Annotated in this window: 20 protein-coding genes, 1 tRNA gene and 1 pseudogene; 12 read left to right on the forward strand and 10 right to left on the reverse strand. The window is 56.3% G+C overall.

Annotation, left to right across the window (positions count from 1 at the left end):
- The first annotated feature begins 447 nt into the window (after nt 1–447).
- Genes DIE11_RS28340 through DIE11_RS28350 form a run of 3 tightly spaced genes read left to right on the forward strand, consistent with a single transcriptional unit; the run spans nt 448 to nt 3,905 of the window.
- A complete protein-coding gene (locus DIE11_RS28340; protein ID WP_185633833.1) occupies nt 448–1,674 on the forward strand; it encodes a DUF262 domain-containing protein in 1,227 nt (408 codons plus the stop codon).
- A complete protein-coding gene (locus tag DIE11_RS28345; protein WP_124628572.1) occupies nt 1,659–2,741 on the forward strand; it encodes a DUF3696 domain-containing protein in 1,083 nt (360 codons plus the stop codon). The genes DIE11_RS28340 and DIE11_RS28345 overlap by 16 nt, the downstream gene beginning before the upstream one ends.
- Nucleotides 2,742–3,905: an RloB family protein gene (locus tag DIE11_RS28350; protein WP_124628574.1), complete on the forward strand. Its 1,164-nt coding sequence runs from the start codon at nt 2,742–2,744 to the stop codon at nt 3,903–3,905.
- A 335-nt stretch (nt 3,906–4,240) separates the two neighbouring features.
- On the opposite strand, the gene DIE11_RS28355 is transcribed toward DIE11_RS28350, so the two are convergent.
- The gene (locus DIE11_RS28355) at nt 4,241–4,876 is read right to left on the reverse strand and encodes a recombinase family protein (protein WP_124628576.1); all 636 of its coding nucleotides are present in this window, start codon (nt 4,874–4,876) and stop codon (nt 4,241–4,243) included.
- A 233-nt stretch (nt 4,877–5,109) separates the two neighbouring features.
- Here DIE11_RS28355 and DIE11_RS28360 point away from each other — a divergent pair, with 233 nt between their 5' ends.
- On the forward strand, nt 5,110–6,120 hold the full coding sequence (locus DIE11_RS28360; RefSeq protein ID WP_185633834.1) for a hypothetical protein: 1,011 nt from the start codon (nt 5,110–5,112) through the stop codon (nt 6,118–6,120).
- Nucleotides 6,121–6,268: 148 nt separating this feature from the next.
- On the opposite strand, the gene DIE11_RS28365 is transcribed toward DIE11_RS28360, so the two are convergent.
- The 4 genes from DIE11_RS28365 to DIE11_RS28385 are packed head-to-tail and all read right to left on the reverse strand — an operon-like array spanning nt 6,269 to nt 10,131.
- The gene (locus DIE11_RS28365) at nt 6,269–7,414 is read right to left on the reverse strand and encodes a DUF3800 domain-containing protein (protein ID WP_124628580.1); all 1,146 of its coding nucleotides are present in this window, start codon (nt 7,412–7,414) and stop codon (nt 6,269–6,271) included.
- Between the two features lie 55 nt (nt 7,415–7,469).
- A complete protein-coding gene (locus DIE11_RS28370) occupies nt 7,470–8,594 on the reverse strand; it encodes a beta family protein (RefSeq protein ID WP_124628582.1) in 1,125 nt (374 codons plus the stop codon).
- On the reverse strand, nt 8,591–9,844 hold the full coding sequence (locus DIE11_RS28375; protein ID WP_185633835.1) for an ImmA/IrrE family metallo-endopeptidase: 1,254 nt from the start codon (nt 9,842–9,844) through the stop codon (nt 8,591–8,593). The genes DIE11_RS28370 and DIE11_RS28375 overlap by 4 nt, the downstream gene beginning before the upstream one ends.
- Nucleotides 9,845–9,846: 2 nt before the next feature.
- Nucleotides 9,847–10,131, reverse strand: a complete 285-nt coding sequence (locus DIE11_RS28385; protein ID WP_124628586.1) for a type II toxin-antitoxin system HigB family toxin — start codon at nt 10,129–10,131, stop codon at nt 9,847–9,849.
- Between the two features lie 391 nt (nt 10,132–10,522).
- Here DIE11_RS28385 and hsdR point away from each other — a divergent pair, with 391 nt between their 5' ends.
- The 8 genes from hsdR (at nt 10,523) to DIE11_RS28430 (ending at nt 21,893) form a co-directional block, all read left to right on the forward strand.
- Nucleotides 10,523–12,844 carry an EcoAI/FtnUII family type I restriction enzme subunit R gene (gene hsdR / locus DIE11_RS28390; RefSeq protein WP_124628588.1) on the forward strand — a complete coding sequence of 774 codons (2,322 nt, stop codon included), beginning with the start codon at nt 10,523–10,525 and terminating at the stop codon, nt 12,842–12,844.
- Nucleotides 12,845–12,862: 18 nt separating this feature from the next.
- A complete protein-coding gene (locus tag DIE11_RS28395) occupies nt 12,863–14,332 on the forward strand; it encodes a class I SAM-dependent DNA methyltransferase (protein WP_124628591.1) in 1,470 nt (489 codons plus the stop codon).
- Nucleotides 14,329–16,062: a restriction endonuclease subunit S gene (locus DIE11_RS28400; RefSeq protein WP_124628593.1), complete on the forward strand. Its 1,734-nt coding sequence runs from the start codon at nt 14,329–14,331 to the stop codon at nt 16,060–16,062. Before DIE11_RS28395 ends, DIE11_RS28400 begins: the two co-directional genes overlap by 4 nt.
- A 936-nt stretch (nt 16,063–16,998) precedes the next feature.
- The gene (locus DIE11_RS28405) at nt 16,999–17,292 is read left to right on the forward strand and encodes a hypothetical protein (RefSeq protein ID WP_124628595.1); all 294 of its coding nucleotides are present in this window, start codon (nt 16,999–17,001) and stop codon (nt 17,290–17,292) included.
- Nucleotides 17,292–17,939 (forward strand): hypothetical protein, encoded by a 648-nt coding sequence (locus DIE11_RS28410; RefSeq protein ID WP_124628597.1) that lies wholly within the window; start codon nt 17,292–17,294, stop codon nt 17,937–17,939. Before DIE11_RS28405 ends, DIE11_RS28410 begins: the two co-directional genes overlap by 1 nt.
- Before the next feature lie 386 nt (nt 17,940–18,325).
- Complete coding sequence (locus DIE11_RS28420; protein WP_124628599.1) at nt 18,326–19,024, forward strand: transcriptional regulator domain-containing protein; 699 nt, start codon at nt 18,326–18,328, stop codon at nt 19,022–19,024.
- A gap of 160 nt (nt 19,025–19,184) precedes the next feature.
- Nucleotides 19,185–19,454: an AlpA family transcriptional regulator gene (locus DIE11_RS28425; RefSeq protein ID WP_124628601.1), complete on the forward strand. Its 270-nt coding sequence runs from the start codon at nt 19,185–19,187 to the stop codon at nt 19,452–19,454.
- A 213-nt stretch (nt 19,455–19,667) separates the two neighbouring features.
- Nucleotides 19,668–21,893, forward strand: coding sequence for a phage/plasmid primase, P4 family (locus DIE11_RS28430; RefSeq protein ID WP_124628603.1), 2,226 nt, complete (start codon nt 19,668–19,670; stop codon nt 21,891–21,893).
- 212 nt (nt 21,894–22,105) lie between these two features.
- Here the strand turns inward: DIE11_RS28430 and DIE11_RS28435 are convergent, their stop codons facing one another.
- The 5 genes and pseudogenes from DIE11_RS28435 to DIE11_RS28455 all read right to left on the reverse strand — a co-directional run bounded on the left by DIE11_RS28435 (nt 22,106) and on the right by DIE11_RS28455 (nt 25,224).
- Entirely contained in the window at nt 22,106–23,317 is a 1,212-nt protein-coding gene (locus DIE11_RS28435; protein WP_124628606.1) for a phage integrase central domain-containing protein, read from the reverse strand.
- A 168-nt stretch (nt 23,318–23,485) separates the two neighbouring features.
- Nucleotides 23,486–23,764 (reverse strand): annotated as a pseudogene (locus DIE11_RS37115) (Arm DNA-binding domain-containing protein); the annotation flags it as partial.
- Nucleotides 23,765–23,929: 165 nt separating this feature from the next.
- A tRNA-Ala gene (locus DIE11_RS28445) sits at nt 23,930–24,005 on the reverse strand.
- 65 nt (nt 24,006–24,070) lie between these two features.
- On the reverse strand, nt 24,071–24,430 hold the full coding sequence (locus DIE11_RS28450) for a c-type cytochrome (RefSeq protein ID WP_124628609.1): 360 nt from the start codon (nt 24,428–24,430) through the stop codon (nt 24,071–24,073).
- On the reverse strand, nt 24,427–25,224 hold the full coding sequence (locus DIE11_RS28455) for a BON domain-containing protein (protein WP_059601873.1): 798 nt from the start codon (nt 25,222–25,224) through the stop codon (nt 24,427–24,429). Before DIE11_RS28455 ends, DIE11_RS28450 begins: the two co-directional genes overlap by 4 nt.
- Nucleotides 25,225–25,228 lie beyond the last annotated feature (4 nt).

Genomic DNA, 25,228 nt, shown 5'->3' on the forward strand with positions numbered 1-25,228 from the left:
ATAATATCTACCACGCCGAGTTGCCCCCAGAGTTGCCCCGTACGTCTTCTCTTCGGTCAGTGGCTGGCGAATCGTCTGCAGACGTCCGGGCAAGTCCGCCAATGTTCGCTGGCTGTGTTGTCGTGCGCTGTGGCGGCGAAAACCGGTTCGCCGAAGGAAGCATTTCGATCCACCGATTGAGAGGCCAGAAGCCCGTCCGTCTGGTCGTCTAGAATGGGAAGGCGCAGCGATTATTAACTGCATCGAGGGTCAGTCTTGTGCCCGAGCTGCGGATGCACAACCTATATCCCACGATGCATTTGTGTGAGGGTTGATGGCGTTGAAGCATACGTACGATAAGATACGTGTCAAACGGGCAGCCTGATAAGTCCCGGCTTCAGCTCCTACATGCAGTTCGGAGCTAGCGGGAACCCGTGCGATCAAACTATTTTTTCCGTGGCGAGCACAATGGCAGCGAGTGCAACACTACCAATTGAGAATGACCTCCTTCTTGTCGAGGGCGGCCAAACTACGAGCGTTGAAGAAGAAAACGCCGGAGCTGGCGTTCCACATGTCCCGTTTGATCCAGAAAAGCTAGACGTCAAAACGAAGCCTCTTACGCTGGACAGCCTCGTCAAAAGACTCACGCACAATGAAATCGAGCTGAGCCCCGATTTTCAACGGCGAGCTCACCTGTGGACAAACGAAAGAAAGTCACGGTTAATCGAGTCGATTTTGCTTCGAATACCATTGCCGGTTTTTTATTTTGCGGCAAAAGACGCTGATCACTGGCTCGTTGTCGACGGACTTCAGAGACTATCCAGCATTCAACAATTTGTTCTGAATAAATCCGATCCACTTGTGTTAAGTGGCCTGGAATATCTGACTGATCTGGAGGGGAAAAAATGGAGCGACCTTCCGCGAAGCTACGTCAGGCGCTTTGAAGAATACGAGATTACAGTTCACATTATTCAGCCTGTTCATGACAAAACAGTCATGACCAGCATATTTCGACGGATCAATACGGGGGGCCTGCCGCTGTCGGATCAAGAGATTCGACATGCTCTCTTTCAAGGGCCTGGCAGTGAGTGGCTTGGGCGTATTGTCGAACACCCAATGTTCAAAGCGTCGACTGAGGGGAAAATTGACGACAGCAGAATGGAGGCTCGAGAATGCATTCTGCGGTATCTCGCTTTTTATACCTACGGATGGGAAAACTATAGTTTATCGCGGGAAGATGCTGGCTATAACACACTTGGTTCGTTTCTCGATAGAGCCATGGAGCGTCTCAATCTGGCATCGGATCAGGACAGAGACAAGTGGGAAGATGATTTTATTCGCGCCAGCACTGCGGCAAAGAATATTCTCGGGCGGTATGCATTCCGGAAAGTCTACGCTACAGACTCAGGAATTCGGCGCGGCCCTATCAACAAAGCACTTTACGAGGCTTGGATGGTCTCGTTAACTGACCTAACTGAAAAGCAGATTCAGAGGCTGGTTACGAGCAAAGGCAGAGTTTTGGAGACCTTCGAGCGCGTATTGCACGCCCAGTCTACGGAGGAAAACAGATCGAGCGGAAGTGGCGCACCTGTCACGCTGATGAGCGCCATCTCTGCAACGACGGGTGATACTGCACGAGTTCACTGTAGACACCGGGTTATCAGAGAAATTCTCAAAGAATGTTTAGACAACTGACATTAACAAACTTTAAGGCGCACCGTACGACAAATGTCGCACTTGCTCCAGTTACCTTGCTTTCCGGACTTAATAGCACGGGAAAATCGTCTGTTTTGCAATCCATTCTTTTGATTGAGCAAAACTGCGATCGATACGCAAGCGATTTTCTCAAACTGAATGGGGACTGGGTCAGGCTCGGCACAGGGTCCGACATCCACTTCGAGGGCGCACAAACCAGCGAACTGAAGCTGCTTCTGACGGGGGATGAGGGACTGCGTTACGAAATTGAAGCCGAATCGCAAACGGACGGGCGTATTCGAATAACAAGTAAGAAATCTGAACCATCTGCGGCGAGGTTGTTCCCGCAATACCTTAGTGCGGAACGTATTGGCCCGCGTACGAGTTTTCCTACCGGGGAGGACGAAGTAAGAATCAAGGCGGGATATTTGGGGACAAGAGGCGAATATACATTTCAATATTTGGCTGAAATCGTGAGCGATGTTGCACTGCCAAACCCCAGACTTAGGCATCCCGAAGCAATTAGTGATGATCTATTTCATAACATCGAGAAGTGGATGGGGGAGATAAGTCCGGGTGTACGATTGGAAGCGCTTCCAATGAAGCAGGCGGATATCACTGTGCCGAGCTTCTATTATTCCGGGTCGAGAAAACATCGACCAACCAACGTCGGATTTGGGGTGACCTACTCCTTACCTATTGTTGTCGCGATTCTGAATGCGCGGCCGCACTCGCTTGTGCTTATGGAAAATCCTGAAGCGCATTTGCACCCAGAAGGCCAGATCGCGCTAGCACGACTTATGGCTCGAGCGGCAGAGGATGTCCAGTTTATTGTTGAGTCGCACAGCGACCATATTTTGAATGGCCTTTGTGTTGCTGTTGCGTGCGACGGTGTCCCGCCGGAGCGGATGGCGCTAAACTACTTTCAACGTTCGGCACTAGAGGCTGAAGTCAAAAGAATTGACATTCTGCCGAACGGGCGTCTCAGCGAATGGCCATCTGGATTTTTTGATCAAAATCAGGCGGCCTTGATGAAAATTATGCGTGCGCAGAGACGGCAACAATAAATGAGTGAGTATCCTCTTATATTTAACCCCTTATCCATGGGCGTTTCACCAGGAACGACGATTCCACGTAATGAAGCGAAAGCTTTGTTTTCAGAAGTGACGGGGCTCATCGACTATGTGGTCGAACTAGGCGTTTGTGGTGGGGCTCTTTACTTCGGCGACTCGCTATTTAATGGCCCAGGATTTCCATTGCCCGATGAAGAGGGGGTGTATGACTTCTTCACGTGGCTCGATGAGATTAAATTTGAGGATAGCGTCTTTGCGCAGGTGGCAGCAGGATGGATGTATCGCTATTGCTTGCCGGACGGCCCAACTAAGGAGGAGATTGACAATCATATTTTCTATACTGATGTAGACGGGGAATTGATCGCACACGACGCTGTAGGTGCTGTTGTCGCTAGCAACGGTATCTTTATAAGCCTTAGATCACGGAAATGTTGGGAAGAGCCAATTCTCAAGGTTGTCGTCGAAGATGAGAACGGTGACACAAAGAGTGCGGAGGCTCCGAACATCTCGTCCATGGGTATGCTGAGGCATGCGCTTCCCCTGAAAGGATGCGTTCTTATCCTTTGTGAAGATACAAAAAGCTCTGTCTATTATTTAAAGGCATTTTGCAGCGAAAAACTTGGGCTGCCGCCGGACCGCTGCGAAATCATTGGTCTCGGTTATCAAACTCATAGGGTAGTGCAAGAGGCGGTCGAACATGCTGCCAGGCACCCTGGAAAATACGAGAAAATTTTTTGCGTATTCGACCATGATGATGATGCACATTTTCGCGACGCGCTCCACCAGGCGCAGGCTCAGACATTAAAAAATGGAGATGGCCTTCCGATTATTGTTGCGATTCCCAGCAATCCTTGCTATGAGTACTGGCTCTTGCTGCACTTCAAAGATGCAGCATCTACCGCTCCTGTTGCTGCTCTGCCCGATGCTAGCATCGGGACTCAAATGAGACGTAGACTGGAAGAAATTTTTCCCGACTATGGCAAGAGTGATAAGGATATATACAATGCGTTGATCAAGGCTGGGGGATGCATTGATAATGCAATGAACTATGCGCGCGTCGGCAACAATATTGCAGGAAATGACTTTAATAATAGACCCACCACAGCATTCCCAATAATGATCGACTATTTAGAGCAATTTTCACTTCGGCTCGCGTAGTTTTAGCACGGTTTCTGTCATTGTGTCTTCAGATTTTTCATCGCTCTCTTACTCAGAGCGTCCGGCAGGAGATGCCTACGGGCCTCGGGGAACGGATTCACTGGCATCTCTGCGCTCGGGAGCGGCCCCAATTAGCCTAACCCGGCGGTGAACCACGCAATCACCCGAGAAAGCGTCCCCATGTGAGTTGGGATGCGACCGAACTATGGATTCTGCCGTGCTGCTGCGTGGGAGACGCATTGGCAGATGCCGGACGTCTGGAAATGAATCGTCCGATAAGCTACCGCTCTGATAGCGTCCCAAACGTGGTAGACAACTCCAGCCGCGCGTGTTGATTACCGGTCACATTGATTTCCGCGATTGACTACCGAACCAGACGGCATGGTCTCGGCGCACGCCCGCTTTACCGTCGCTGTTCCGACGCCGAACTTCTCGGCGGTTTCCCGGATACTCGCGCCGTTTTCAGCGCGCCATGCCTTGATCGTTACGTAATCGTGCGACCGTGCGCGCCCCCTGTATTTCCCTTCGGCCTTCGCGATGGCAATCCCGCGTCGCTGCATCTCGGCGCGGTTCAGATAGTCAGCTTCGCCCTGTGCGGCCATGAACGCCAGAATCGCGTCGCGTGTCGCTTTCTCGATCGGGTCTTTTGCCTTTCCGTCAAATACCATTCCATTGAGCGTGCATTCGACACGTACACCCAGCTCCATCAATCGACGCATGGTGGCGTGCAACTCGTCATAGCGGCGGCTGATCCGGTCCAGCCAGCGCACGATGAGAATGCCGCCGTGACGCAGATCGTGTTCGGCTCTGCGCCACTGCTCCCGTGCGTCAGGAGCCACGTGATAGCCGCTCACGCCCTCGTCGATGAAAACGTCCTTGTCCTGCACGTCGTGGGCTCTGGCGTCCTCGTACTGGCTCGCGGCTGACTGGCCGTCCGTGGTGGAAATCCGCCCGTAATAGAGTTTGCGCATGGTTTTGAGAGGATCATTTGAAATGATGGATCAATTTTACCATGGATCAAATAAACGGTTGACCCTGTTGATCCACATCCAGATGATCCGGCGCATGGCCCGCTACGGTGTACCCATACGAGCCGAGTGGGGCGTGTCGGTGGTCCCTGGAACGTACTCCCCACTGCTAACCGCGTCCTGAACTCCCCGTGATAGACCCCGAGCGGCTATGTCTGGATGATAATTGTGTCAATGTGAACAAGATCGATCAGCTGGGAGGACGTATGGGTAGGGGTGTAGGTCTGCGAGTCATGATGTATGACAAGTCGAACGGCAGGTATCTCAAGGCGATAGACGGAAAGGATTGGTGCGATTTCTGGGCGAGTATGATTGAGCCTCGCGCGGGTGTTCTGCCGTTAAGCACGCTGCAACTGCTGATCGATGTCGCACATGGCCGCCTCATGGCCCAATGGCAAGACGAGCGCAGCAAAGAATTGCGTGCAAAGCAAAACGCTCTTTTCAACAAGTGGGTCAGGCTAAAGTCATTCACGATACCGGCTGTTGCACAAGCGCTCGCTCTCGAAGTTATGCGTGAATCTGAGAGCTTGAGGGGTCTTTTGCATTTCGACATTACCGATCAAAACAAAACATACCGCTCGCTGGACGACGAGCTTGGATATGTCTTCCCGTATGATCCTAAGAGTTGCGCTCTTCTCGAGTTACTCAAAAAGATAGATGCATTCTTAGAAACGGTGCTATGCGACCTGCATGCAACAGCGACTCTTGATTCCGCGTCACTTCAAAATGACGTTATTTTGTTCGGGCACACAAAATCCATGCAGGAACTGTTGGTGTCATGCCTTCAGCACGAGCTCAGATACTTTCCGAGTGGTTTTTCTCACAGCAGCATTATTTACCACTACTGCTTCGAGGATGTCGGCGTCAATCCATCAGCGTTGTTGCAATATGCTGAAATTGACGAGTCGGTTGAAGGCTTAATAAGGGATGCTGAATCGCGAGGTTCATTGGTCTCGTCTTATGCGGATGATGGAAAAACACCGATCAAAATAAGAACAACGACCTGGGTGGCGGCCCATCCAAGCAAATTGGGCAGAGTGAGGAAATTGTTGAGATCGCTCGACAAGGTCAATGCTATCCTGGGCTTGCTAATGGATTGCCGAGAACGCTCCATAACGATTGCAGGTCGGCTTGAAAGCGAGGACGCTGTCAGAAAGGAGATCGAAATTTTCTTGTCCGAAGCTTAAGAACGCTGCCGAACACGACGTCAGTGATACCCGGCTGGCTGTGCCGGTGCAATACAATAAAATCGATGAGGAACAACGCTCGATTTCGAGAATACTCCTGGCATGAATTCACCGCTCGGTTCGCACCGCGGTACTGTCGGGCGAGTTGTCAGCGCGGCGACTGGTCTCCTGCCATTGCCTTGAGTCGTCGTTCTTCGTCGACCTTGATGATTTCTTTCGCGCGTTCGATTTTTTCCGGTGACATTTCTTCAATCTCTGGGATTTCACTAAACCACTTTGACCAGCGATGCGCAATCGCGCTTATCGAAATCTCATCGGTTTTGGATCGGTACATGTGTGCACATACCAAGGCGCCGACTTTGGGCGGTAGGTCCGCGCCCTCCATCGCGCGCTTAAAAACCCACAAGTGCACGTCAACGAGCTCGAGGCCGCAACTATTCGTGGAGGCCAAAAATTCGAGTGGCACATCCGGAACGTGCGTGTGGTCCACCATGGGCAGCCCGGGACCCATAGGCGCTTTGAAGCCACGCGAACTGCGATAGAAATCGGCCAGCGTGCGTTGTGCGCTATTAAACTGGGATTGCTGATCGACGATGATGCGCGAAGCCCGCGTCTTAATGTTCCGAAGTCGACTTGCGATCCCGTGCACCACAGACTGGAATCCGACCACGTTGGGCGTCACCTGAAGAATGTCTCTCTTGCTCGACACGTTGTAGGAAATCTCGCCCGGATTTGCGTCCACCCACGCTAACGCGTCGCCGATCAACTGTCTCGATCGCGCGTCAGGCAGCCTATCAGTGCGCCTCCTGAGCTCGCGGCAGACTTGTTGCAAGATGGGAAGGGAGATATCGTCTTTGGGTGTAATACGGGCCTGCCAAGCCGATCTAGCTAAGTCCTCATCGAAGAGCGCGGCGAGCTTTATGAGGATGACGTATCGCAAAGGTGTCCAGTAGCCTGTCCAGGTGACCGCCGGGTTCACTCCCTGATCGAAGACTTGGTCAAAAAAGCAAATGATCGCGTGATCAGGCTTGGCTATTCGATAGACGTCGAAACGGATGTCAAATTGCTTTACAAGAGGGAGCACGTGAGGAACTACGTCCATCAAACGCCCAATGCCAAGTTCGGCTGCATGCAACCGAGGCACTCCTAGGCGCCGCCGTATTGCGTCAACTTTCTCTACCGCAACGACATCCAGATTTACGCGACTTGAAAGTACTCCGTAGTACAGCATTGGTTGTGCCGGATCAAACAGGTTGGGTCCTGTATGTCCTGATTCGTCAATATAGAAGTACACGCTGCCCCCCGTATAACCGACCCCGCCGTTTTTCTCGGGACAATGGAGTTTGCAGTCAGACCGCAGTCAGCAGCGCAGCGGCATCCGCCGGGTTTGGCAATGAAGAGAACACTTTGACCAGCCGATCCACTTGCTCTGCCGCATACGTCACGTGGTGATTCATGTCAGCTCTTACCCAAGTACCTGGCGCACCGGGCTTGCCTAGTTTGCGAGCGCAGTCATCGATGTAGCTGTCGCCGAAGCTGTACTTCCGCGTGCGATAGCGGATGTCAGTTACCACCTTTTTGGCCAGGTCGTAGTACTGGTTGTAATCCTTTACAGGGTGTAAGAGACCATGACCTCGGAAGTACACAATCTTGTCGCCAACGGTATAGCGAATCTTGGCATTCATGTATTTATTTGGCCCGATGTCGCTGAAATCGGGATGGATTACACCGTAGTCGCCGTAGATGGGTTTGACATCGTCGGGCATGTCGTGCCACAGGCGAGACCACAAGTGAAGTTCGCTACGCAAAACTTCGCTCACGCCATCCTTCTCAACATCACCCACCGTCCGCAGTGCAGACGATGCAGCCACGACGATGTTGCGATAGCGCCTCACGCGTGGATTGTGAAAGAAGAAAGAAATCACAGCTTCTTCGATTCCAGCTGTGTCAGCGTCCGGCAGACTCGCGAAATCAAGAATCAAGTCGACCGCCTCTTCCTTGAGGCCCATTTGAGCTGATCGCTCGACGATGGAACTCCATGTTTCGTCGACTAAGTCCTCGGCGAGATCATCCCGGCGAAGCCGAAACGCGAACCCTTTGTTGAAACTCGCAACTACATCTTTCAGCGAAATCCAAAGTTCATCGTTCCGTTCAAGCCCGTATACGGGGGTTGCATACCGTCCCAGGCCCTTTAGGAGTTGATACCCGAAGATCGTTGCATTGGTGCCATCGGACGCACATGCGTCCGGCATCAGGCCATAAAAGTCGACAAAAAGCTCACCGAGCGGTACGTGCTTCCTAATGTACTGGCAAAACTTGTGGACGTGCTCATCGATCGCAGGCTTCTTGGGATTGATGGGCATCGTCTCAATGAGCGGCTTCGTGATGTTACGCTCTTGACTTGAGAGCGCACCGACAGCCATCACGTCGTACAGTTTGCCCTTCACAATGGGCACGTATACCGGCGACTTCATGTTTCGTTCCCCGCATCAGGAAAAGCGTCCTCGAAGTGTTTCTGCACCTCGCCTTGGCCCAAAAACTCGCGAAACTGGTTGTATTGCCCCGTCTCAAACTGCACTCGACCGGCGACGATGGCCGGATGGATATGCAATTGGTCGGCGAGCATCTGGATGCTTTCCCGCGATGGAGCGAGCCGAGCCGGGCTCCGCTCCCAAACCGCGCGCTTGATAAACGCGTCGCGCGCGATTCTGTTTGCCTCGTTCTCTTTCGATTCTGTCGTGCGTTCAGCACTCGCGATACGTTCGATCCTATCGATAAACGCTTCGCTTGAATCACTTAAGTGTCGCCAGACGTGCGCGACCTCATGCATTAATGTAAACCAGAAATAGTCGATCCGGTCTATCCGTAGCGTCAAACCGATAATTGGCCGCCTTGTCTCGGACATGAGAGCCACGCCGTCCAAAACAGCATTACGTAGTCTTTGTTCGACGATGACGACAATGCCAAGCTTTGCTAAGAACTCGACGGCAAGCCTCGGACCGTTGTCCAGCCAGCTAAGGCGGGCAAGGTCGCGCAGCGTATCGGTAGTGATTTTTGCCGGATCAAATTGCGGCAGCGATTCACCGGCCTCTCTAGCCCGCGTGAGAATTCGCGCTGACCACGCCAGCGTTGAGTAATACGACTTCTCGTCTATCTCGATTCCTTGGAAGCGTCGGCGGAAAAGCACCTCCGCTGGCTCTTTTGGTACCACCTGCTTCAGGAACGATTCCAATCGATCTTCGCTCGTCGCACCGGTTACTCGAATCCCCTTGAACCAGCCGCGGCGTTCCATTTCGCCATAGGGAAACTGCTTCCAGTCGATTGTCAGTGAGGTTTGATCCGCGATCGTAGAGGATCGGCTCGGCTCGGCCCCAATCAGTGCATCGGCTGGGATTCCGAGGCCGACCGACAGAGAGCGGATCATTTGTACGGTGAGCGGACGTTTGCCCGAAAGAACCTCCGATACCCGACTGCGGCTGCCGATCATGGGGACTAGGTCCCTTTGGCGCAATCCCTGCTCTGCCATTCGGAATTCAATGACATCGAGAGGATCGAGAGCGTCGAAAGAAAAGGCGCGCTTTTCGTAGTCCTCGATGAGAAGCGTCAACAGTTCCAGACGTTCAGCGTCGGGCGATCCTGGCGTGGGATCGAGCGCAACTAGACGCTCAGCCTCCTCGAGCGCCTCTCGATGCTGGTCTTCTGTCCTAAGAACTCTGTACTTCATACCTAAAACTTCCGTTTGTCGTATTCGGCGTGAGTGCCGATCCATTTCACCGCAACTACCCCGGTACCGAACGCAACCTGCGTCTCAAGCCGGTAGCTGTTTCCGCGAACATTGAAGATCACGATGTTCTCTGCGAGAAAGCTGGCGGAGGGGTAGCGCAACTTAATGTCGTGCGTTGTCATCCACGTGCTCTGCTTGACGTCCTGAATCCAGTTCGAGACCCATTTTCGGCAATCAGCATGCTCGTCACAAAAGGCGCTTAGCACGCCGAGCCCGATGACTCTCATGTTGCAACTTCTCCGTTGACATCGTCACCTTTCTTTTGTTCCCATGATGGGATCATGGTAAGATTGTTCCCGTTTTGGGATCAAATGTCAACGGCTCCGTCGGCACCAAAGTCGCGTTAGCATTGACGCTTGCCCGGCTTTCACGCGCCCCACCACGTCACACGCAGGCGGCAACGCAGTCAAAGCTGCGATGTGGACGGGGGCATTGGGCGATTTCGATTCGGCAGCGTCCCGCACGCTGGCTGATCGCTTCCAGTTCGGTGCTGAGTTCCCGCAGCTTGCTTCATAATGCAGGCCACACGCTTAAATCACAGCCGTTCAGCCAGTTACGCCGCCGCTACCTGCACGAGAAGTGGATCGTTCTCGGGGAGCCCAAAAGAGTCGGAAGAACATGGAAAAAAAATCGCTATCCGAGCAGGACATCCGCAGCAAGTTCATTTCGCCTGCCCTGATCGAGGCAGGCTGGGACCTCCAACTGCAAATTCGCGAGGAAGTCGCCCTGACTGACGGGCGCGTCGTGGTACGCGGCAACAAAGCTCGTCGCGACGAGAAAACTATCCGCCGGGCCGACTACGTCCTGTATCTGAAGCCCGGCATCCCGCTTGCCGTGGTCGAGGCAAAGGACAACAAGCACTCGGTGCGCGACGGTATCCAGCAAGCACTCGCGTACGCCGACATGCTGGACGTTCCATTTGCGTTTTCGAGCAACGGCGACGGATTCCTCTGGCACGACCGGACCATGCATGATGGCGTCCTCGAACGTGAGATCGGCATCGACGAATTCCCGTCACCGGACGCGCTCTGGCAGCGCTATCTCGCATGGAAAGGCATTGCGCCGGAAGCCGCCCCCGTCTACTCGCAGGATTACCACCCCGGCAAGACCGCCCGCTACTACCAATTGAACGCGGTGAATCGCGCGATCGAGGCTGTGACCAAGGGGCAGCAGCGCATCCTCCTTGTCATGGCGACCGGTACCGGCAAGACCTTCACGGCTTTTCAGATCATTTGGCGTCTGTGGAAAGCCCGTGCAGTAAAGCGCATCCTGTTCCTTGCTGATCGCAATATCCTCGTAGATCAAACCAAGGTCAACGACTTCAAGCCATTCGGCGGGGCGATGACCAAGATCGAAAATCGCACGATCGACAAGTCGTACGAGATATATCTGTCGCTTTATCAGGCCGTCACGGGAACCGAGGAAGAGCAGAACGTCTACCGGGAGTTCAGCCCGGACTTCTTCGACCTGATAGTGATCGATGAGTGTCACCGAGGGAGTGCCGCCGAGGATTCTGCATGGCGCGAAATTCTTGACTACTTTAGCTCCGCAACCCATCTTGGCCTGACGGCAACGCCCAAGGAAACGGCCGAGATATCGAACATCACCTATTTCGGTGAACCGGTCTACACATACTCGCTGCGACAGGGCATCGAGGATGGCTTCCTCGCCCCGTACAAGGTGATCCGGGTCGATCTCGACAAGGACCTCGGCTGGCGACCGACGCAGGGCATGCTCGATAAATCTGGGCAGATCATTGAGGACCGCATCTACAACCAGTCAGACATGAACAAGTCGTTGGTTTTGACGCGACGCGATGAAGCGGTGGCCAGGCGAATCACGGAATTTCTGAAGGCGACGGACCGAATGGCAAAGACCATCGTGTTCTGCGAAGACATCGATCACGCAGCGCGAATGCGTCAGGCACTCGCTAACGCCAATGCTGATCTCGCCGCCAGCAATCCCAAGTATGTCATGCAGATCACGGGCGACAACGCGGAAGGCAAGCTCGAGCTCGACAATTTTATTAATCCGCGTAAGGCCTACCCGGTTATCGCGACTACATCGCGTTTGATGACGACCGGTGTGGACGCGAAGACCTGCCGGTTGGTAGTGCTCGACCGAACGATCAACTCGATGACTGAGTTCAAGCAGATCATCGGGCGGGGAACACGAATCGATGAAGAGCATGGGAAGCTTTGGTTCACGATTCTTGACTTCAAGAAAGCGACAGAACTGTTTGCCGATCCCGCGTTTGATGGTGATCCGGTGGTGGTTTTTGAGCCTGAGCCCGATGCGCCGGTCACGCCCCCCGAGGATGAAGACGAATCCCCGGGGATCGACGGACAGGCAGGAGGCCCATTACCTCCGGGTGGAGATGAACGTGTCCGGTATGTGGTCGACGAGGTGCCCGTGTATGTTGTCAACGAGCGGGTCCAGTACCTCGGTCCGGACGGCAAGCTGATCACCGAGTCGCTGCGTGACTTCACGCGCATTCAGATTGGCAAGCGCTTCGTCTCACTCGATGCATTTCTGCAGGCGTGGAGTGAGGCCGACCGGAAACAGGCGATAATCTCAGAGCTAGAGGAACACGGCATCCTGTTTGATGAGCTGGCCCGCGAGGTTGGCAAGGAGCTGGACCCGTTTGACCTGATCTGCCACATCGCATTCGGACAGAAGCCGCTCACGCGCCGTGAACGTGCCGAGCGCGTGAAGAAACGCGACGCATTTGGAAAATATAGCGACACGGCTCGCAAGGTCCTTCAGGCGCTGCTGGACAAATACGCCGACGACGGGATCGAGAACATCGAACAGCCTGAGGTTCTGAAGCTCACCCCGCTCGACCTGCTTGGATCGCCGGTCGAGATCATCAGTGCATTCGGCGGTCGTGCCCAGTATCAGGCCGCGCTGCGCGAACTTGAACGCGCCCTCTATCAGTAACGCATTAACAACGTATTCATGACTATCAGTTCCACCTTCATCAAGTCCATACAGGACATCATGCGCCAAGACGCGGGTGTCGATGGCGACGCGCAACGTATCTCGCAGTTGACGTGGCTGTTCTTCCTGAAAATCTTCGACGATCAGGAAACCGAGCTTGAGCTAATGCGCGATGGGTTCCGCTCGCCGCTGCCGGAACGGCTGCGCTGGCGTAACTGGGCGGCGGACCCCGAGAGCATTACCGGCGACGAGCTCTTGACGTTCATTAATGACGACCTGTTCCCAACCCTGAAGGAACTGGATGCCGATGCGCAGCGCAATGCGCGCGGCTTTGTCGTGCGCGAGGTGTTCGGCGACGCATATAACTACATGAAGTCGGGCCAACTGGTGCGCCAGGTGGTCAATAAGATCAACGAGGTCGACTTCAACAGCCAGTCGGAACGCCACCAATTCAACGACCTATACGAAAAAATCCTCAAGGATTTGCAGAGTGCCGGTAATGCCGGGGAGTTCTACACGCCGCGTGCTGTGACGCAGTTCATGGTCGACCAAATCAACCCCCGGCTTGGCGAACGTGTGCTCGACCCGGCGTGCGGTACGGGCGGCTTTCTGGCCTGCGCGATTGAGCACCTGAAAGGCCAGCGCAAGCACGTGGATGACGACGCGGTACTACAGAATTCAATCCGGGGCGTCGAGAAAAAACAGTTGCCGCATCTGCTCTGCGTGACCAATATGCTGCTGCACGGCATCGAGGTACCGTCGCAGATTCGTCACGACAACACGCTGTCGCGTCCGCTGGCGGACTATGGCACTCGCGATCTGGTTGACGTGATCCTGACCAATCCTCCGTTCGGCGGCACCGAAGAGCCGGGTATCGAGACGAACTTCCCGGCTGATGTGCGTACGCGTGAAACGGCCGACCTGTTCCTTGTGCTGATCATTGAGTTGCTGAAGCACAACGGACGGGCGGCGGTCGTGTTGCCAGACGGCACGCTGTTCGGCGAGGGCGTGAAGAGCCGAATCAAGGAAAAGCTGCTCACCGAATGCAACTTACACACGATCGTGCGTTTGCCGAATGGTGTCTTCGCGCCCTACACCGGCATTAAGACAAACCTGCTGTTCTTCACGAAGGGGACGCCGACTCGCGAAGTCTGGTACTACGAGCATCCCTATCCCGCCGGGTACAAAAGCTACTCGAAGACCAAGCCGATTCGCATCGAAGAATTTGCGCCGGAGAAGGCATGGTGGGGCAGTGAAGAAGGTGGCTTCGCGAGCCGTGTCGAAAACGAATTCGCATGGAAGGTCAGTATCGACGCGCTGAAGGCGAACGGCTACAACCTTGACCAAAAGAATCCGCACCGGGCAGAGGAAGAGAGTCACGACCCGGATGAATTGCTGGCGCAGTACCAGCGACTGACCGATGAGGTTCAGGCGTTGCGCGAACAGCTCAAAGGAATCTTGGCGGATGCGTTGGAGGGGCGAGCATGAACCTCCAGGAAGGTTTTGACTTGCTGGCCAAAGCGCCGGACGCCGTCACACGCTTGCGAGAATTGATTTTAAGTTTGGCCGTGGCTGGCAAGTTGGTGCCTCAGAACGCTAACGATGAGCCAGTTGATGCGCTATTGTTTCGCGTCGAAGCAGAGAAAATCCAATTAAGCGGCAAGCGTAATACGCAGCCTGATCGGGTACATGCCGAGATAGCTTTCGGGGAAGCGGCCATCACGATTCCAGATAGCTGGAAATGGGTAAGACTTCAGCAGATTGCTGACGCTCGCTTGGGGAAAATGCTTGATAAGGGAAAGAACACCGGCTCTCCATACCCCTATCTTCGCAACACCAACGTTCAATGGAATCGATTTAATCTTGGCGACGTCAAGATGATATTCCTTGAGCCCCACGAGTTGGATGAATATCGTGTCCGATACGGCGATCTGTTGATATGCGAAGGCGGGGAGCCTGGGCGGTGCGCTATTTGGCGCGACCAGATTGCAGAAGTGTACTTTCAGAAGGCGCTGCATCGAGTTCGGCCTTATGGTGGGATTCTTCCGGACTATATTGCGCTTTGTCTCGAAATTGATGCGAAGACTGGCCGTTTAGAGAAGTACTTCACTGGCGCGACGATCAAACATTTCGCAGGGCGGGAATTGGCGCGCTATTGTTTTCCGCTGCCACCTATTAATGAGCAGGCCCGAATCGTCACGAAAGTCGACGAGCTGATGTGCCTGTGCGATGAATTAGAGGCACGTGGACGTCTGGAAGCGGATCAGCATGCACGACTGGTCTCGACCTTGCTTGATTCATTGGGCACGAGCGGGTCGCCGCACGTGCTCGCCGAGAACTGGAGGCGGGTGTCCGCGTATTTCGATCTTCTGCTAGATCGCCCGGAGGCTGTGGACGCGTTTGAGCAGACTATCCTGCAGCTTGCCGTGCGCGGATTTCTCGTGCCGCAGGATTCGAGTGACGAGCCTGCTGAGGAGCTGCTGCGAAAGATTCGGGTAGAGAAGGATCGGTTGTTCGCTGGAGGTAAGATCAAGCGAGACAAGCCAGTCGCGCCGATCAGCGACGATGACAAGCCCTGTGAATTGCCTACAAGTTGGCAGTGGGTAAGGCTTGCGGATATTGCGACGCAAATCACAGATGGCGCGCATCACACGCCGGAATACACGCCGCAGGGCGTTCCGTTCCTATCAGTTAAAGATATAAGCGCCGGTCGCCTTGATTTTTCGGACACTCGGTTTGTCTCGGAGGAAACCCACGCAGAGCTTTCGATGCGGTGCAATCCGAAACCGGGTGATGTTTTGCTGACGAAGATCGGCACAACAGGTATAGCTGTTGTCGTAGACGATGATCGACCATTTAGCTTATTTGTGAGTGTCGCACTGATCAAATTGCCAACTGCGCTCATCAACAGCGACTATCTCGCGCTTCTCATCAACTCTCCGGAGGTCCGGCAGCAATCAGCCGATGGGACAGAAGGAGTCGGCAATAAGAATTTGGTTCTCAAGAAGATTTACTCATTCCTGCTACCACTGCCACCTCTCAGCGAACAGCAGCGTATCGTTAATCGGGCCAGTGAACTTCGGCGTTTGTGTGCACATCTACGAGACCGCCTGCGGGTAACGCAGAGTTGTCAGACACGCTTTGCGGAGGCTTTAGTCGAACAATCGTCGCTGGCCGATTCTGAGAGCTATGAGTCTGGTGTGATCGAGGCCGCCTAAGCTGGGACGAGACAAAGAACGGAGCGGGTGCCGTAGAAAGCGCCCTTGCTCTCCATGCCGCGCGCTGGCTGAGTCGTTCGAACCGACCGGCGAGCGCCCAGCCAACACGGCGGTACGCCGCATCCGTTGTCCGTGCTGCTCAATGACGTGTTCACCCACTTCGACAAGCTGTGGAGAGCACGGCCGAGTTGACAACAGGCGTGGGTAGCACCGCATCGGCGCCGCCGCGTGGTCGAGCAGGCTCAAAATAACCACTCATTGACCTCGCCGAATCCAAGTCTGCACTGTGAACTGGCCTCCGCAAGCATCTCGTCACAGGTTTCGGGCTGCCAATCACCTGGAACAGGCCAGTTTGCTTAAAAAATGAGCACAATACGCCCATCCGCCCCCGAAACGCCCTGGCGATGCCGATTGTTGCGGCGCACCGCACATTACAAAGCTTTCTATTTGAGACGTGCGGCCGTGATAGCGATCGACTGGCCGGGCCATAGTTACCCCTTGTCCGCGTCACACGAAGCCGCCAGCGTGCCGGAAAACGAGCCGGAGGGGGATTCCCGGTGCTGGGAGCTGGCGAAAGTCACCCAAATGGGCGAAACTGGCAGAAATTACCGACTTGCGCAATCTTGATCTGCCCCTTTGGCTCGTCTGGCCGGTCTGTGCTACATTTCTTTTGCCAAAGCGGCGTTTTCGGGTGATTCCCGCCCAATTCTTGCCAAACTTCGCTCTCGGCACGTCGACCTCACCGTTGCCTGCGTGATTTTCTCCACCGCCTGAGCGCTACGCGCCGACGCGCCTTGCAAATCACACCCGCAGCATCGTCACGTTCCTGAAACGCCCTGCAGTAGCCTCGCGTTTCAGCTTTTCCCACATGCTGAGCTTGCGACCGGATACCCATCCGGCGATAACGCTCGCCTTGATAATTAAGGATACCTGATCATGAACAGGAAAAATCCTACACCGTTTTTCTCTCTCGGCCGAACGGTAGCGACGCCCGGCGCGCTCGACCTTCTCGACAGAACCGGCACCAACGCGGCCGAACTATTGCGCAGGCATCAGTGCGGGGACTGGGGAGCCATCTGCCTCGCCGATGCTCGCTCAAACGATCTGGCCGTGACGAACGGAATGCGCCTTCTTTCGGCCTATGAACTGGGCGATAAGCGTGAGCGAGTATGGATCATCACCGAGGCTGATCGGCGCGTGACGACTCTGCTGCTGCCGGACGAATATTGATGGAGCTCACCGTGCAGAAACTTCATCCCGCCTTGCGACCCGGACGACGCCTCACGATTGTTGGTTCGAACGCTCCGACCTTCAGTTTCCAGGGCAGTTTCGATTCGACGTGCGCCTTGCATGCGGCAGCAATGGCGTTAGCGATGCAAGGGTGCGTGACAAACCCGCTTCGTGCGCTGTCGCGGCGAACTAGTCGCGAAGCCGAATATGTCAAAAAAGCGACGCCGTTCTGGCACACCGGAATTTCGCTAGACGAACTGCAAACGCTAATCCGGGAGCTCAACTGGGGATTGCGACCTGCCGTCTTCGAAGAAGCGCACGCGCACGTCCTCCGATTCAGTGAGCGCGAAGTGCTACTTGGACGACCGGTGATCGTGACGTGGCGCGAATTACATCGGGCGACTTTGCATGCGGTACTCGCAGTAGGCATCGAAGGGCGGCAGACCGGCCGGACCTTCGAAGGGCACACGCTGCTGCTGATTGATTCCGCTGAGAGCGAGCCAATCCTCGCGGTTTACAACGCGCGGTTGACGTGGACAACAGGACGCGGCAGGAAGGCCGAGTACGCTCAATACGTGACTGCGTTCGAGCGCCGCAAGGTAGTACTCGCGGGCGCGATGTCGATCCGAAGCGGAACGCCGCCGTAGCTCCCGCAACGGCCTGCGTTTTGGCTGTGGTGCGGAATCCGCGCAATGTTCGCCAAACGACTTGAGCGCCAATTTTAGCGGTTCGAAGAGGCCCGAGAGTGTGATCCCTAGCACGTAGCAGATGGTCGCCAGTGTCTCGACCGTGGGATTGCCAATCCCGCGTTCGATGGCACTGACGACGTGTCCGGTCAAGACACGCTTCGTAGGGTAGTTCCTCCTGCGACTTGTCCGCCTCAATCCAGCACACATTGACCATGCCCGCCGAAACGGCGCGTGATATGAATGTGCCCGCGTGACTGCAACGCGTTGCTGCTCTGCGACGCACAACGGCTATGCAAGCGAGGTGATAATCACCACTTCAGCTCGACCTTGCCTGCGAACACGCCATGTCCCGACAAAAGAACGATTCGCTTCCACTGCCTCCACTCGATCCGGCCAGATATGAAGGCCACGAAACGTGGACCAACAAGCGGTGGGCTTGGGAATTTTTGCTGCGCAACCCCAACTTCCAAGCGGCGTGCGATGGCCTTGAAGAAGACGCGACGCTGCAAAAGAAGCGGGCCATTGCCAGAAAATTTGGGTTGGCTGAGTTCAAGCACTATGACGAGCCGTACGAGTCCGGCAACAGCAAATCTACTGAGCCGATGTTCATCTCAAAGGCTGTATCGCCAATCCGACCTCAACGCCAACGTAACGGTCGCTGGACCCGTCTGGTAACAATCCAACCCGGGCAGCTCGCCCTTCGTTTCGACCTCCGTCTTGCTCTTGCAGACGATAGGATTCTCGATGCGCAGGTTGAGACCGCGCGAAAAATCCTTGAGAAACAACTAGATCGATGGCGCAAAGCCGAAGAGATAGTCCCGAAGAAGGGTCGACAACGGCCAATGCCGCGGTTACTCCTTCAGCTAAAAATTCTCGACGCGCGAACTCAAGCGGACACTCTTGCTGAGCAGGCCGCACTCGTATGGGGTCCGGGAGCACCCGCAAAGAGATTGACGGACTCCTTGGATGATGCGATGAACGTCGCCACGAACGATTATTTGCTTCTCGCCGCAATGGGGGATGATCGTCCACCGCGCAAGTAGAACATTATTCACGACTTCAAGATCGTCGACGCTAACCAGGGCCATTAGCGCCGACGACCGGCACTAACTGGGCCTGCTAAACCCTTTCGACAACGCCGGGTCTGGCCTGAATAATCCTCAGCAATCCGCCACGGTGGCGGATCGTTCGCAAGGAGGATTTATGGCTTACCCGCTCGCACACCGCTCTGCCGCCGCTGCGGCAGATTGCCCGCCCGGCAACCGCGCTCACCGCCGCTTGATCAAACGCGATCAGGTGCTCGAACGCACGGGGTTGTCGAATACGGTCATGTACGAACTCATCGCGCAAGACCGCTTCCCGAAACCGGTGAAGCCGACCGGCGGCCGCACGTCCGCATGGGTCGAGGACGAAGTGGACGCGTTCATCGCGTCGTGCATCGCCGCTCGCGACTCGGAGCAGGCTTCCGCCTAACCGCCCCCTTCTTCCCCTCGAAGCTGTAAAAGCGAGTACCCCTTCGGACGGAGTGGAAGGAGTGGAAGTGTTTTCAATTTCTGATCTGAGAAAAAGCTACGCTTTCCTCCCGATCAATTCAGAAAAACCATCCACCTCCTCCACCTCCTCGCGCGTTCCGGTTTTTTTGTCGAAGAGGGAAGGGAAAAATACATTTACATAGGATACCTACTCATGTCAGCAAATAAGAAACACCTGCAGCGTCATAAGCAGTTGCTGCATGGTTCCCGGCCAACCATATTCCAAACCTATCCAGAGAAAGGGAACGTCGGGGGCGCTCAGCATTTTTTCGGAACCTTGAAGGAATGTGGCCCGAGGATTGAAGCTGCGGTACGCCAAGGTTTGGCGGTAGGCGTCGCCCTAAACGAGTTCCGCGACGGCATCCGTAAATCAACGCACATCGTGCGCATCAATGCGTTCTTCGTCGACCTCGACGGCGGCGTCACCCGCGACGACATCGACCAATTTCCGATCAAGCCGGACATCTTGACTGAAACGTCGCCCGGCCACTACCAAGTCGTATGGCTCGTCGATGGTTGCCCGATCGAAGCGTATCACGGCGTTCAGGCGTTCCTCGCCAAAAAGCTGGGCGGCGATCCCAACGTGACCGACGTGACGCGCTGCATGCGTCTCGCGGGCACGCTCAACCGGAAAAACGGGCAGAGCCATCTGGTCAGTATCATTTCGTCTGCTGAAGGCGAAGCACGCAAGCCGATCACGTTTAGCGAGTTCAAGCGTGCATTCGGCATGAAGCTGAAGCGCAAGCAAGCGCCGCAGAAGCAACCGCGTATCGTCGAAACGAATGACCTTGAGGAAGTGCGCGGCACCTTGGAGAAGATTTCCGCCGAGGATCGTTCCATCTGGCTCACGGTCGGTATGGCGCTACATTCGTTCATGCCTAACGATCAGGGGAAGGCGCTGTGGGACCAATGGTCCAAGACGGCTCCGGGTAAATTCGATCAGGCTGAGCAAGATCGAGCGTGGCGCAACTTCAAGCCGAACGGCGGCATTACGAAGCAGACGCTCTTCTTCTACGCGAACCAGTCATTGCGCAACGCCAAGCAAGTTGACGTGCCGACCACGGAAGCCGATCACGCGAACCTGTTCGTTGCGACGTACAAGGGTCAAGTCGCGTTCGACCACCGTACTTCGACCTGGTGGGTGTTCGACGACATCTGGAAGAAAGCGCCGCATCTGGCGCTGCGTCATTGTAAGGCGATGATCGAAGCCCTGATCGAAACGGTGCGCGGCGTTCGATCCGAGAAGCAGAGCGGCCTCCTGTCGGCCCTCCAGCGTCAGGCGACCGCGTCTTCGCTTGCCGCGATCCTGCGCCACGCCTCCCTCGATGCCGACATGGAGACTTCCAGTTCGCGATTCGATAACAATCCGAACCTGCTAGGAGTAGAGAATGGTGTGATCGAACTCATCTCCGGGAAGCATCGCCCTGCTCGCTCAGAGGATTTCATCACCTTGCGCTGTGGTGCTGCTTACGACGCCGAAGCCAAGAGCCCCGAGTTCATGAAGTTCATCGACAGCATTACCGAGGGTGACAAGGAATTCGCTCGGTACATTCAGCGCGCACTCGGCTATAGCGCGTTCGGGCACACCCGCGAGCAGGTGTTCTTCCTGATTATCGGACCAGGCGCCAACGGCAAGGGTGTGCTGCTTCGCGCGATCACGAAGGCCCTCGGCGACTACGGGAAGACGGTCGCGCCGAACTTGCTCCAACGTGCGTATGCCAGCAATCCGAACTCGCCGAGCCCGGCGGTCATGGCGTTGAAGGGCGCGCGCCTGTACGCTTGCACCGAATTCGACGGGCAGAAGCGTTTTGACGAAGCATTCGTCAAGCAGCTCAGCGGCAGCGACGTGCTGACAGGCCGAAGCAACTTCGGGGAGCAGGAAACGTTCACGCCGGTCGGCAAACTCTGGCTGTCGCTGAACTCCGATCCCGAGATCGCGTATGACAACGCCGCCATGTGGCGTCGCATTCGCGTCATTCCGTTAATGCGTCGCTTTAACGGCGAGGACTGCGATCCTGACCTCGACGCGAAGCTCGCCAACGAACTGCCGGGTATCCTTAACTGGCTCATCGAGGGAGCGCGACAGTATCACGCGCGCAAACTCGGCACGTGCAGCAAGGTGACACGTGCGACCGAGCAGTTGCGGACGCGCTCGGACACCGTCCGCTCGTGGCTCAGCTCCTGTTGCACTGTACGCGACGGCGCGCCGATTCAGGGAGCGAACGAGGTGTACCGCAGTTACGTAGCGCACACCCGCAACAACGGACGTGCGGCCCTGCCGATCGCGAAGTTCAACGCCAAGCTCGAACAGCGTGGAATGCACCATGTTCGTCGCGCCGCGTTCAATGGCTGGAAGGGCTTCGTCCTGAAGCGCGACTGACCCGACGCCCGGGGTAGTGGTTAGCCCCGGGCCTTTCTTCATCGTTTCCCCTGTGTTCACCGGTTCCTTGCAAAGCGCACTCGCGCCATTACGCGGACCTCGTGACTACAGACGAAAGCGACCGGGGCCGGTGGGCGCAGCGACCTCGCCGGACACTGCAGTATCAAAATAGCGCGGCCCACAGCAGAGGTGCTGCATTTCCTTTCCGCCCTCTAGGTTTGCGCCTCGATCGCCGCGAGGGGTTCCCCCGCTTTTAGCGCGGCCAAGTAATCCGCCCATTGTTGCATCATGGTTCGCCGTTCTTTTAGGAATTTGGTGCGATTGTATGCGGTGCCTAGCGCGTCCGGAACCTTGTGCGCAAGTTGATGCTCGATCACTTCCGGCTTTACGTGCAGTTCCTCGTGCAAAATTGTGCGAGCCATCGCCCGAAATCCGTGACCAGTGATCTCCGTCTTTGTGTCGTATCCCATCCGCCGCAGCGCCGCGTTGATTGCCGCCTCGCTCATCGGTTTCCGCGTGTCGCGTCCGGGAAACACGTAAGTCTTCTGCCCTGTCAGCGCATGCAGTTCTCGTAAGATCGTCACGGCCTGTGTGGATAGGGGAACGAGATGCTCGGTCTTCGTTTTGGTTACGAGATAACGCCACTCCGCCTTATCGAGATCAAAGCCCAACCACTCGGCCTTACGCAATTCGCCGGGCCGTACGAACAGGAGCGGAGCCAACTGCAACGCACTCTTCACGACAAAAGTGCCGCGAAAGGCATCGATGGCGCGCAGTAGCTCTGCCACCCTCGTGGGCTCGGTGATGGATGCGAAATTCTCGTGCCGAACTGGCGGAAGGGCACCTCTCAAGTCGGACGACGGATCACGTTCGGCTCGCCCTGTCGCCACGGCGTAGCGGAACACCTGTCCGCAGTTCTGCAATGCTCGATGGGCCGTATCCTTCGCCCCGCGCTCTTCGATCCGCCGAATGACCGCCAGCAGCTCGGGGGCGGCAATTTCGGCGACAGATCGGTTGCCGAGCCAGGGGAAGATGTCTTTTTCGAGACGCTGGATGACCTTATCCGCGTGACTTTCAGCCCAGGTGGGCGACTGGCGAGCGAACCATTCACGCGCGACCACTTCGAACGAATTCGCGGCTCGCTCAAGTGTCGCCGCCTTCGTAGCCTTTTTGTGCTCGCCAGGGTCGATTCCGTGCGTGAGGAGTTTGCGCATCTCGTCCCGGCGCTCGCGTGCGTCCTTGAGTCCGACATCCGGGTAAACGCCAAGCGATAGTCGCTTCTCCTTGCCCTCGAATCGGTACTTAAAGCGCCACCACTTGCCGCCGGTAGCGGAGACCTCAAGGTACATGCCGCGTTCATCGAATAGACGATAGAGCTTGCCAGTCGGCTTCGCGTTGCGAACGCCTACGTCAGTTAGTGCCATGCTCGTTTACTCCTTGGGGAGCACAGTGCGCGTTGCATCAAGAAATGCGCGAAGCTGGGCCGTCTCCGACGGACTCAGATTCATGCGACGCACGCCAAGGCGGATCGACAGCGCGCCGTCGCTATCCACGGAAAAGCGCATCGCCGCCTCCAGCCGAACGGCTTCATCGCGCTGGGCAGCGCGCTCCTCCTTTCGTACCTCGCTTGGATCGACTCCTGCGGCAAGTAGCGCGTGGGCCTCGTCTCGCAGATTCCGCGCCGCTGCGAGCGTCACTTCCGGGTACACGCCGAACGACAGGGTTTTCTCCTTGCCGCCGAACCGGTACTTGAGCCGCCAGTACTTGGCCCGGCTAGGAACGACGAGCAGATAAAGACCACCGCCGTCGAACAGCTTTCTGGGCTTCTCGGCGGGCTTCGCATTCTTGATGGCGGTATCGGACAGCGCCATTTGGGGAATACTGGGTTGGCTGGGCGGACAGTTGCCCCAAAAGTTTTCCCCTTTCGGGTCCGGATGTCAACGGATGAACTCGAACCCTATAGCTAATAAAAAACCCCGTAAGGCTTGATCTTACGGGGTTTTTCGGACTTTCTCGAATTTCTTCGGATGAATTCTTGGTGGAGCGGAGGAGGATCGAACTCCCGACCTTCGCATTGCGAACGCGACGCTCTCCCAGCTGAGCTACCGCCCCAACAGTCGATCATCATACACACGCATTTCCGCGCTTGGCAATAGGGGTTCCGTCACCCCGGCGCGTCACTTTGACGGCGCGCCGGCCAGCACCCATTCGACCACGGAGCGCAGCTCCGCGTCGCTCATGCGCGGATGCGCCGGCATCGGAATCGCGCCCCAGACGCCGGAGCCACCGTCCTTCACTTTCTTCGACAGCTTCGCGACGGCCTGCGGATCGGACTTGTAGCGGGCGGCGATGTCCTTGAACGACGGGCCGACGAGCTTGCGGTCCACTGCGTGGCAACCCATGCACGCGTTGCCTCGCGCGACCTTGAGGCCGTCGCCGACGTCCGCCTGCGCCGTGCCGAGCGCACCGGCTGCGAGCGCCGCGGCTGCGGCGCCCTGCACCATCCATTGCCTGATCTTCGTTTGCGTCGACTTCATTGCGGCGTTGCCTTCGGGTTGCCCGGGTGCACACTCGATGAATTCGAGATCGGTGCCGGCGGTTGCAGCGGCGTGGACTGGACCGACGCATCGGGCACCGCGCCGACCGTCGCGGCATCCGCAGGCGCGGCGGCGGCCTGCGCGCCGGACGCCCCGCTCGGCGACGCGGCCTGCAATGCCTGCGCGTCCTGCGGCTGGATGTACTGGAACACCTTCACGACCTTCTCGACGCCCGGCACCTGGCTGGCTGCATCGGCGCCGCGATTGCCTTCGTCGACCGTCACGAGCCCCATCAGGTAGACGTTGCCGCGCTCGCTGACGACCTTGTAGTAATTCGCCGACAGCCCCTTCGTTGCGATCAGCTCGGACTTCACGCGCCCTTCGAGGTACGAGTCGTTCGCGCGCGACGACAGCGACGACGACGGCTCGACCGACAGCTCGTTGACGATGCCGTTCACGTTGTTGATGCCGCGCACGATTTCCTCGGCGCGCTGCTTCGACGCATTGTTCGGCACTTCGCCCGTCAGCAGCACGCGGCGGTTGAACACCGTCACGTTCACGTGCGACTGATCCGGCAGCCCGTTGTTGATTTGCGAGAGCGACTTGACCTGGATCTCGCGATCCTCCGTCTGCGCGCCGAGCGTACGGCGATCGGTCGCGATCAGCGCGCCGCCGCCGGCCGCCGCCCCAAGCACGCCGAGCACGCAGCCCTGCAGGGACATCGCGAGGCCCGCCGTCAGCGCGGCGAGCAACGTGGTTCTGACGAGCGTCTGTTTGACGCGGCTTTGATTCATCGAC

It is taken from the genome of Burkholderia sp. Bp9012 (assembly GCF_003853825.1).
Classification (GTDB): Bacteria; Pseudomonadota; Gammaproteobacteria; order Burkholderiales; family Burkholderiaceae; genus Burkholderia; species Burkholderia diffusa.

Coding starts and splice junctions, on each gene's coding strand:
- DIE11_RS28340 (WP_185633833.1), top strand. CDS start 448: ATGGCAGCGAGTGCAACACTACCAATTGAGAATGACCTCCTTCTTGTC.
- DIE11_RS28345 (WP_124628572.1), top strand. CDS start 1,659: ATGTTTAGACAACTGACATTAACAAACTTTAAGGCGCACCGTACGACA.
- DIE11_RS28350 (WP_124628574.1), top strand. CDS start 2,742: ATGAGTGAGTATCCTCTTATATTTAACCCCTTATCCATGGGCGTTTCA.
- DIE11_RS28355 (WP_124628576.1), bottom strand. CDS start 4,876: ATGCGCAAACTCTATTACGGGCGGATTTCCACCACGGACGGCCAGTCA.
- DIE11_RS28370 (WP_124628582.1), bottom strand. CDS start 8,594: ATGAAGTCGCCGGTATACGTGCCCATTGTGAAGGGCAAACTGTACGAC.
- DIE11_RS28375 (WP_185633835.1), bottom strand. CDS start 9,844: ATGAAGTACAGAGTTCTTAGGACAGAAGACCAGCATCGAGAGGCGCTC.
- DIE11_RS28385 (WP_124628586.1), bottom strand. CDS start 10,131: ATGAGAGTCATCGGGCTCGGCGTGCTAAGCGCCTTTTGTGACGAGCAT.
- hsdR (WP_124628588.1), top strand. CDS start 10,523: ATGGAAAAAAAATCGCTATCCGAGCAGGACATCCGCAGCAAGTTCATT.
- DIE11_RS28395 (WP_124628591.1), top strand. CDS start 12,863: ATGACTATCAGTTCCACCTTCATCAAGTCCATACAGGACATCATGCGC.
- DIE11_RS28400 (WP_124628593.1), top strand. CDS start 14,329: ATGAACCTCCAGGAAGGTTTTGACTTGCTGGCCAAAGCGCCGGACGCC.
- DIE11_RS28405 (WP_124628595.1), top strand. CDS start 16,999: ATGAACAGGAAAAATCCTACACCGTTTTTCTCTCTCGGCCGAACGGTA.
- DIE11_RS28410 (WP_124628597.1), top strand. CDS start 17,292: ATGGAGCTCACCGTGCAGAAACTTCATCCCGCCTTGCGACCCGGACGA.
- DIE11_RS28420 (WP_124628599.1), top strand. CDS start 18,326: ATGTCCCGACAAAAGAACGATTCGCTTCCACTGCCTCCACTCGATCCG.
- DIE11_RS28425 (WP_124628601.1), top strand. CDS start 19,185: ATGGCTTACCCGCTCGCACACCGCTCTGCCGCCGCTGCGGCAGATTGC.
- DIE11_RS28430 (WP_124628603.1), top strand. CDS start 19,668: ATGTCAGCAAATAAGAAACACCTGCAGCGTCATAAGCAGTTGCTGCAT.
- DIE11_RS28435 (WP_124628606.1), bottom strand. CDS start 23,317: ATGGCACTAACTGACGTAGGCGTTCGCAACGCGAAGCCGACTGGCAAG.
- DIE11_RS28450 (WP_124628609.1), bottom strand. CDS start 24,430: ATGAAGTCGACGCAAACGAAGATCAGGCAATGGATGGTGCAGGGCGCC.
- DIE11_RS28455 (WP_059601873.1), bottom strand. CDS start 25,224: ATGAATCAAAGCCGCGTCAAACAGACGCTCGTCAGAACCACGTTGCTC.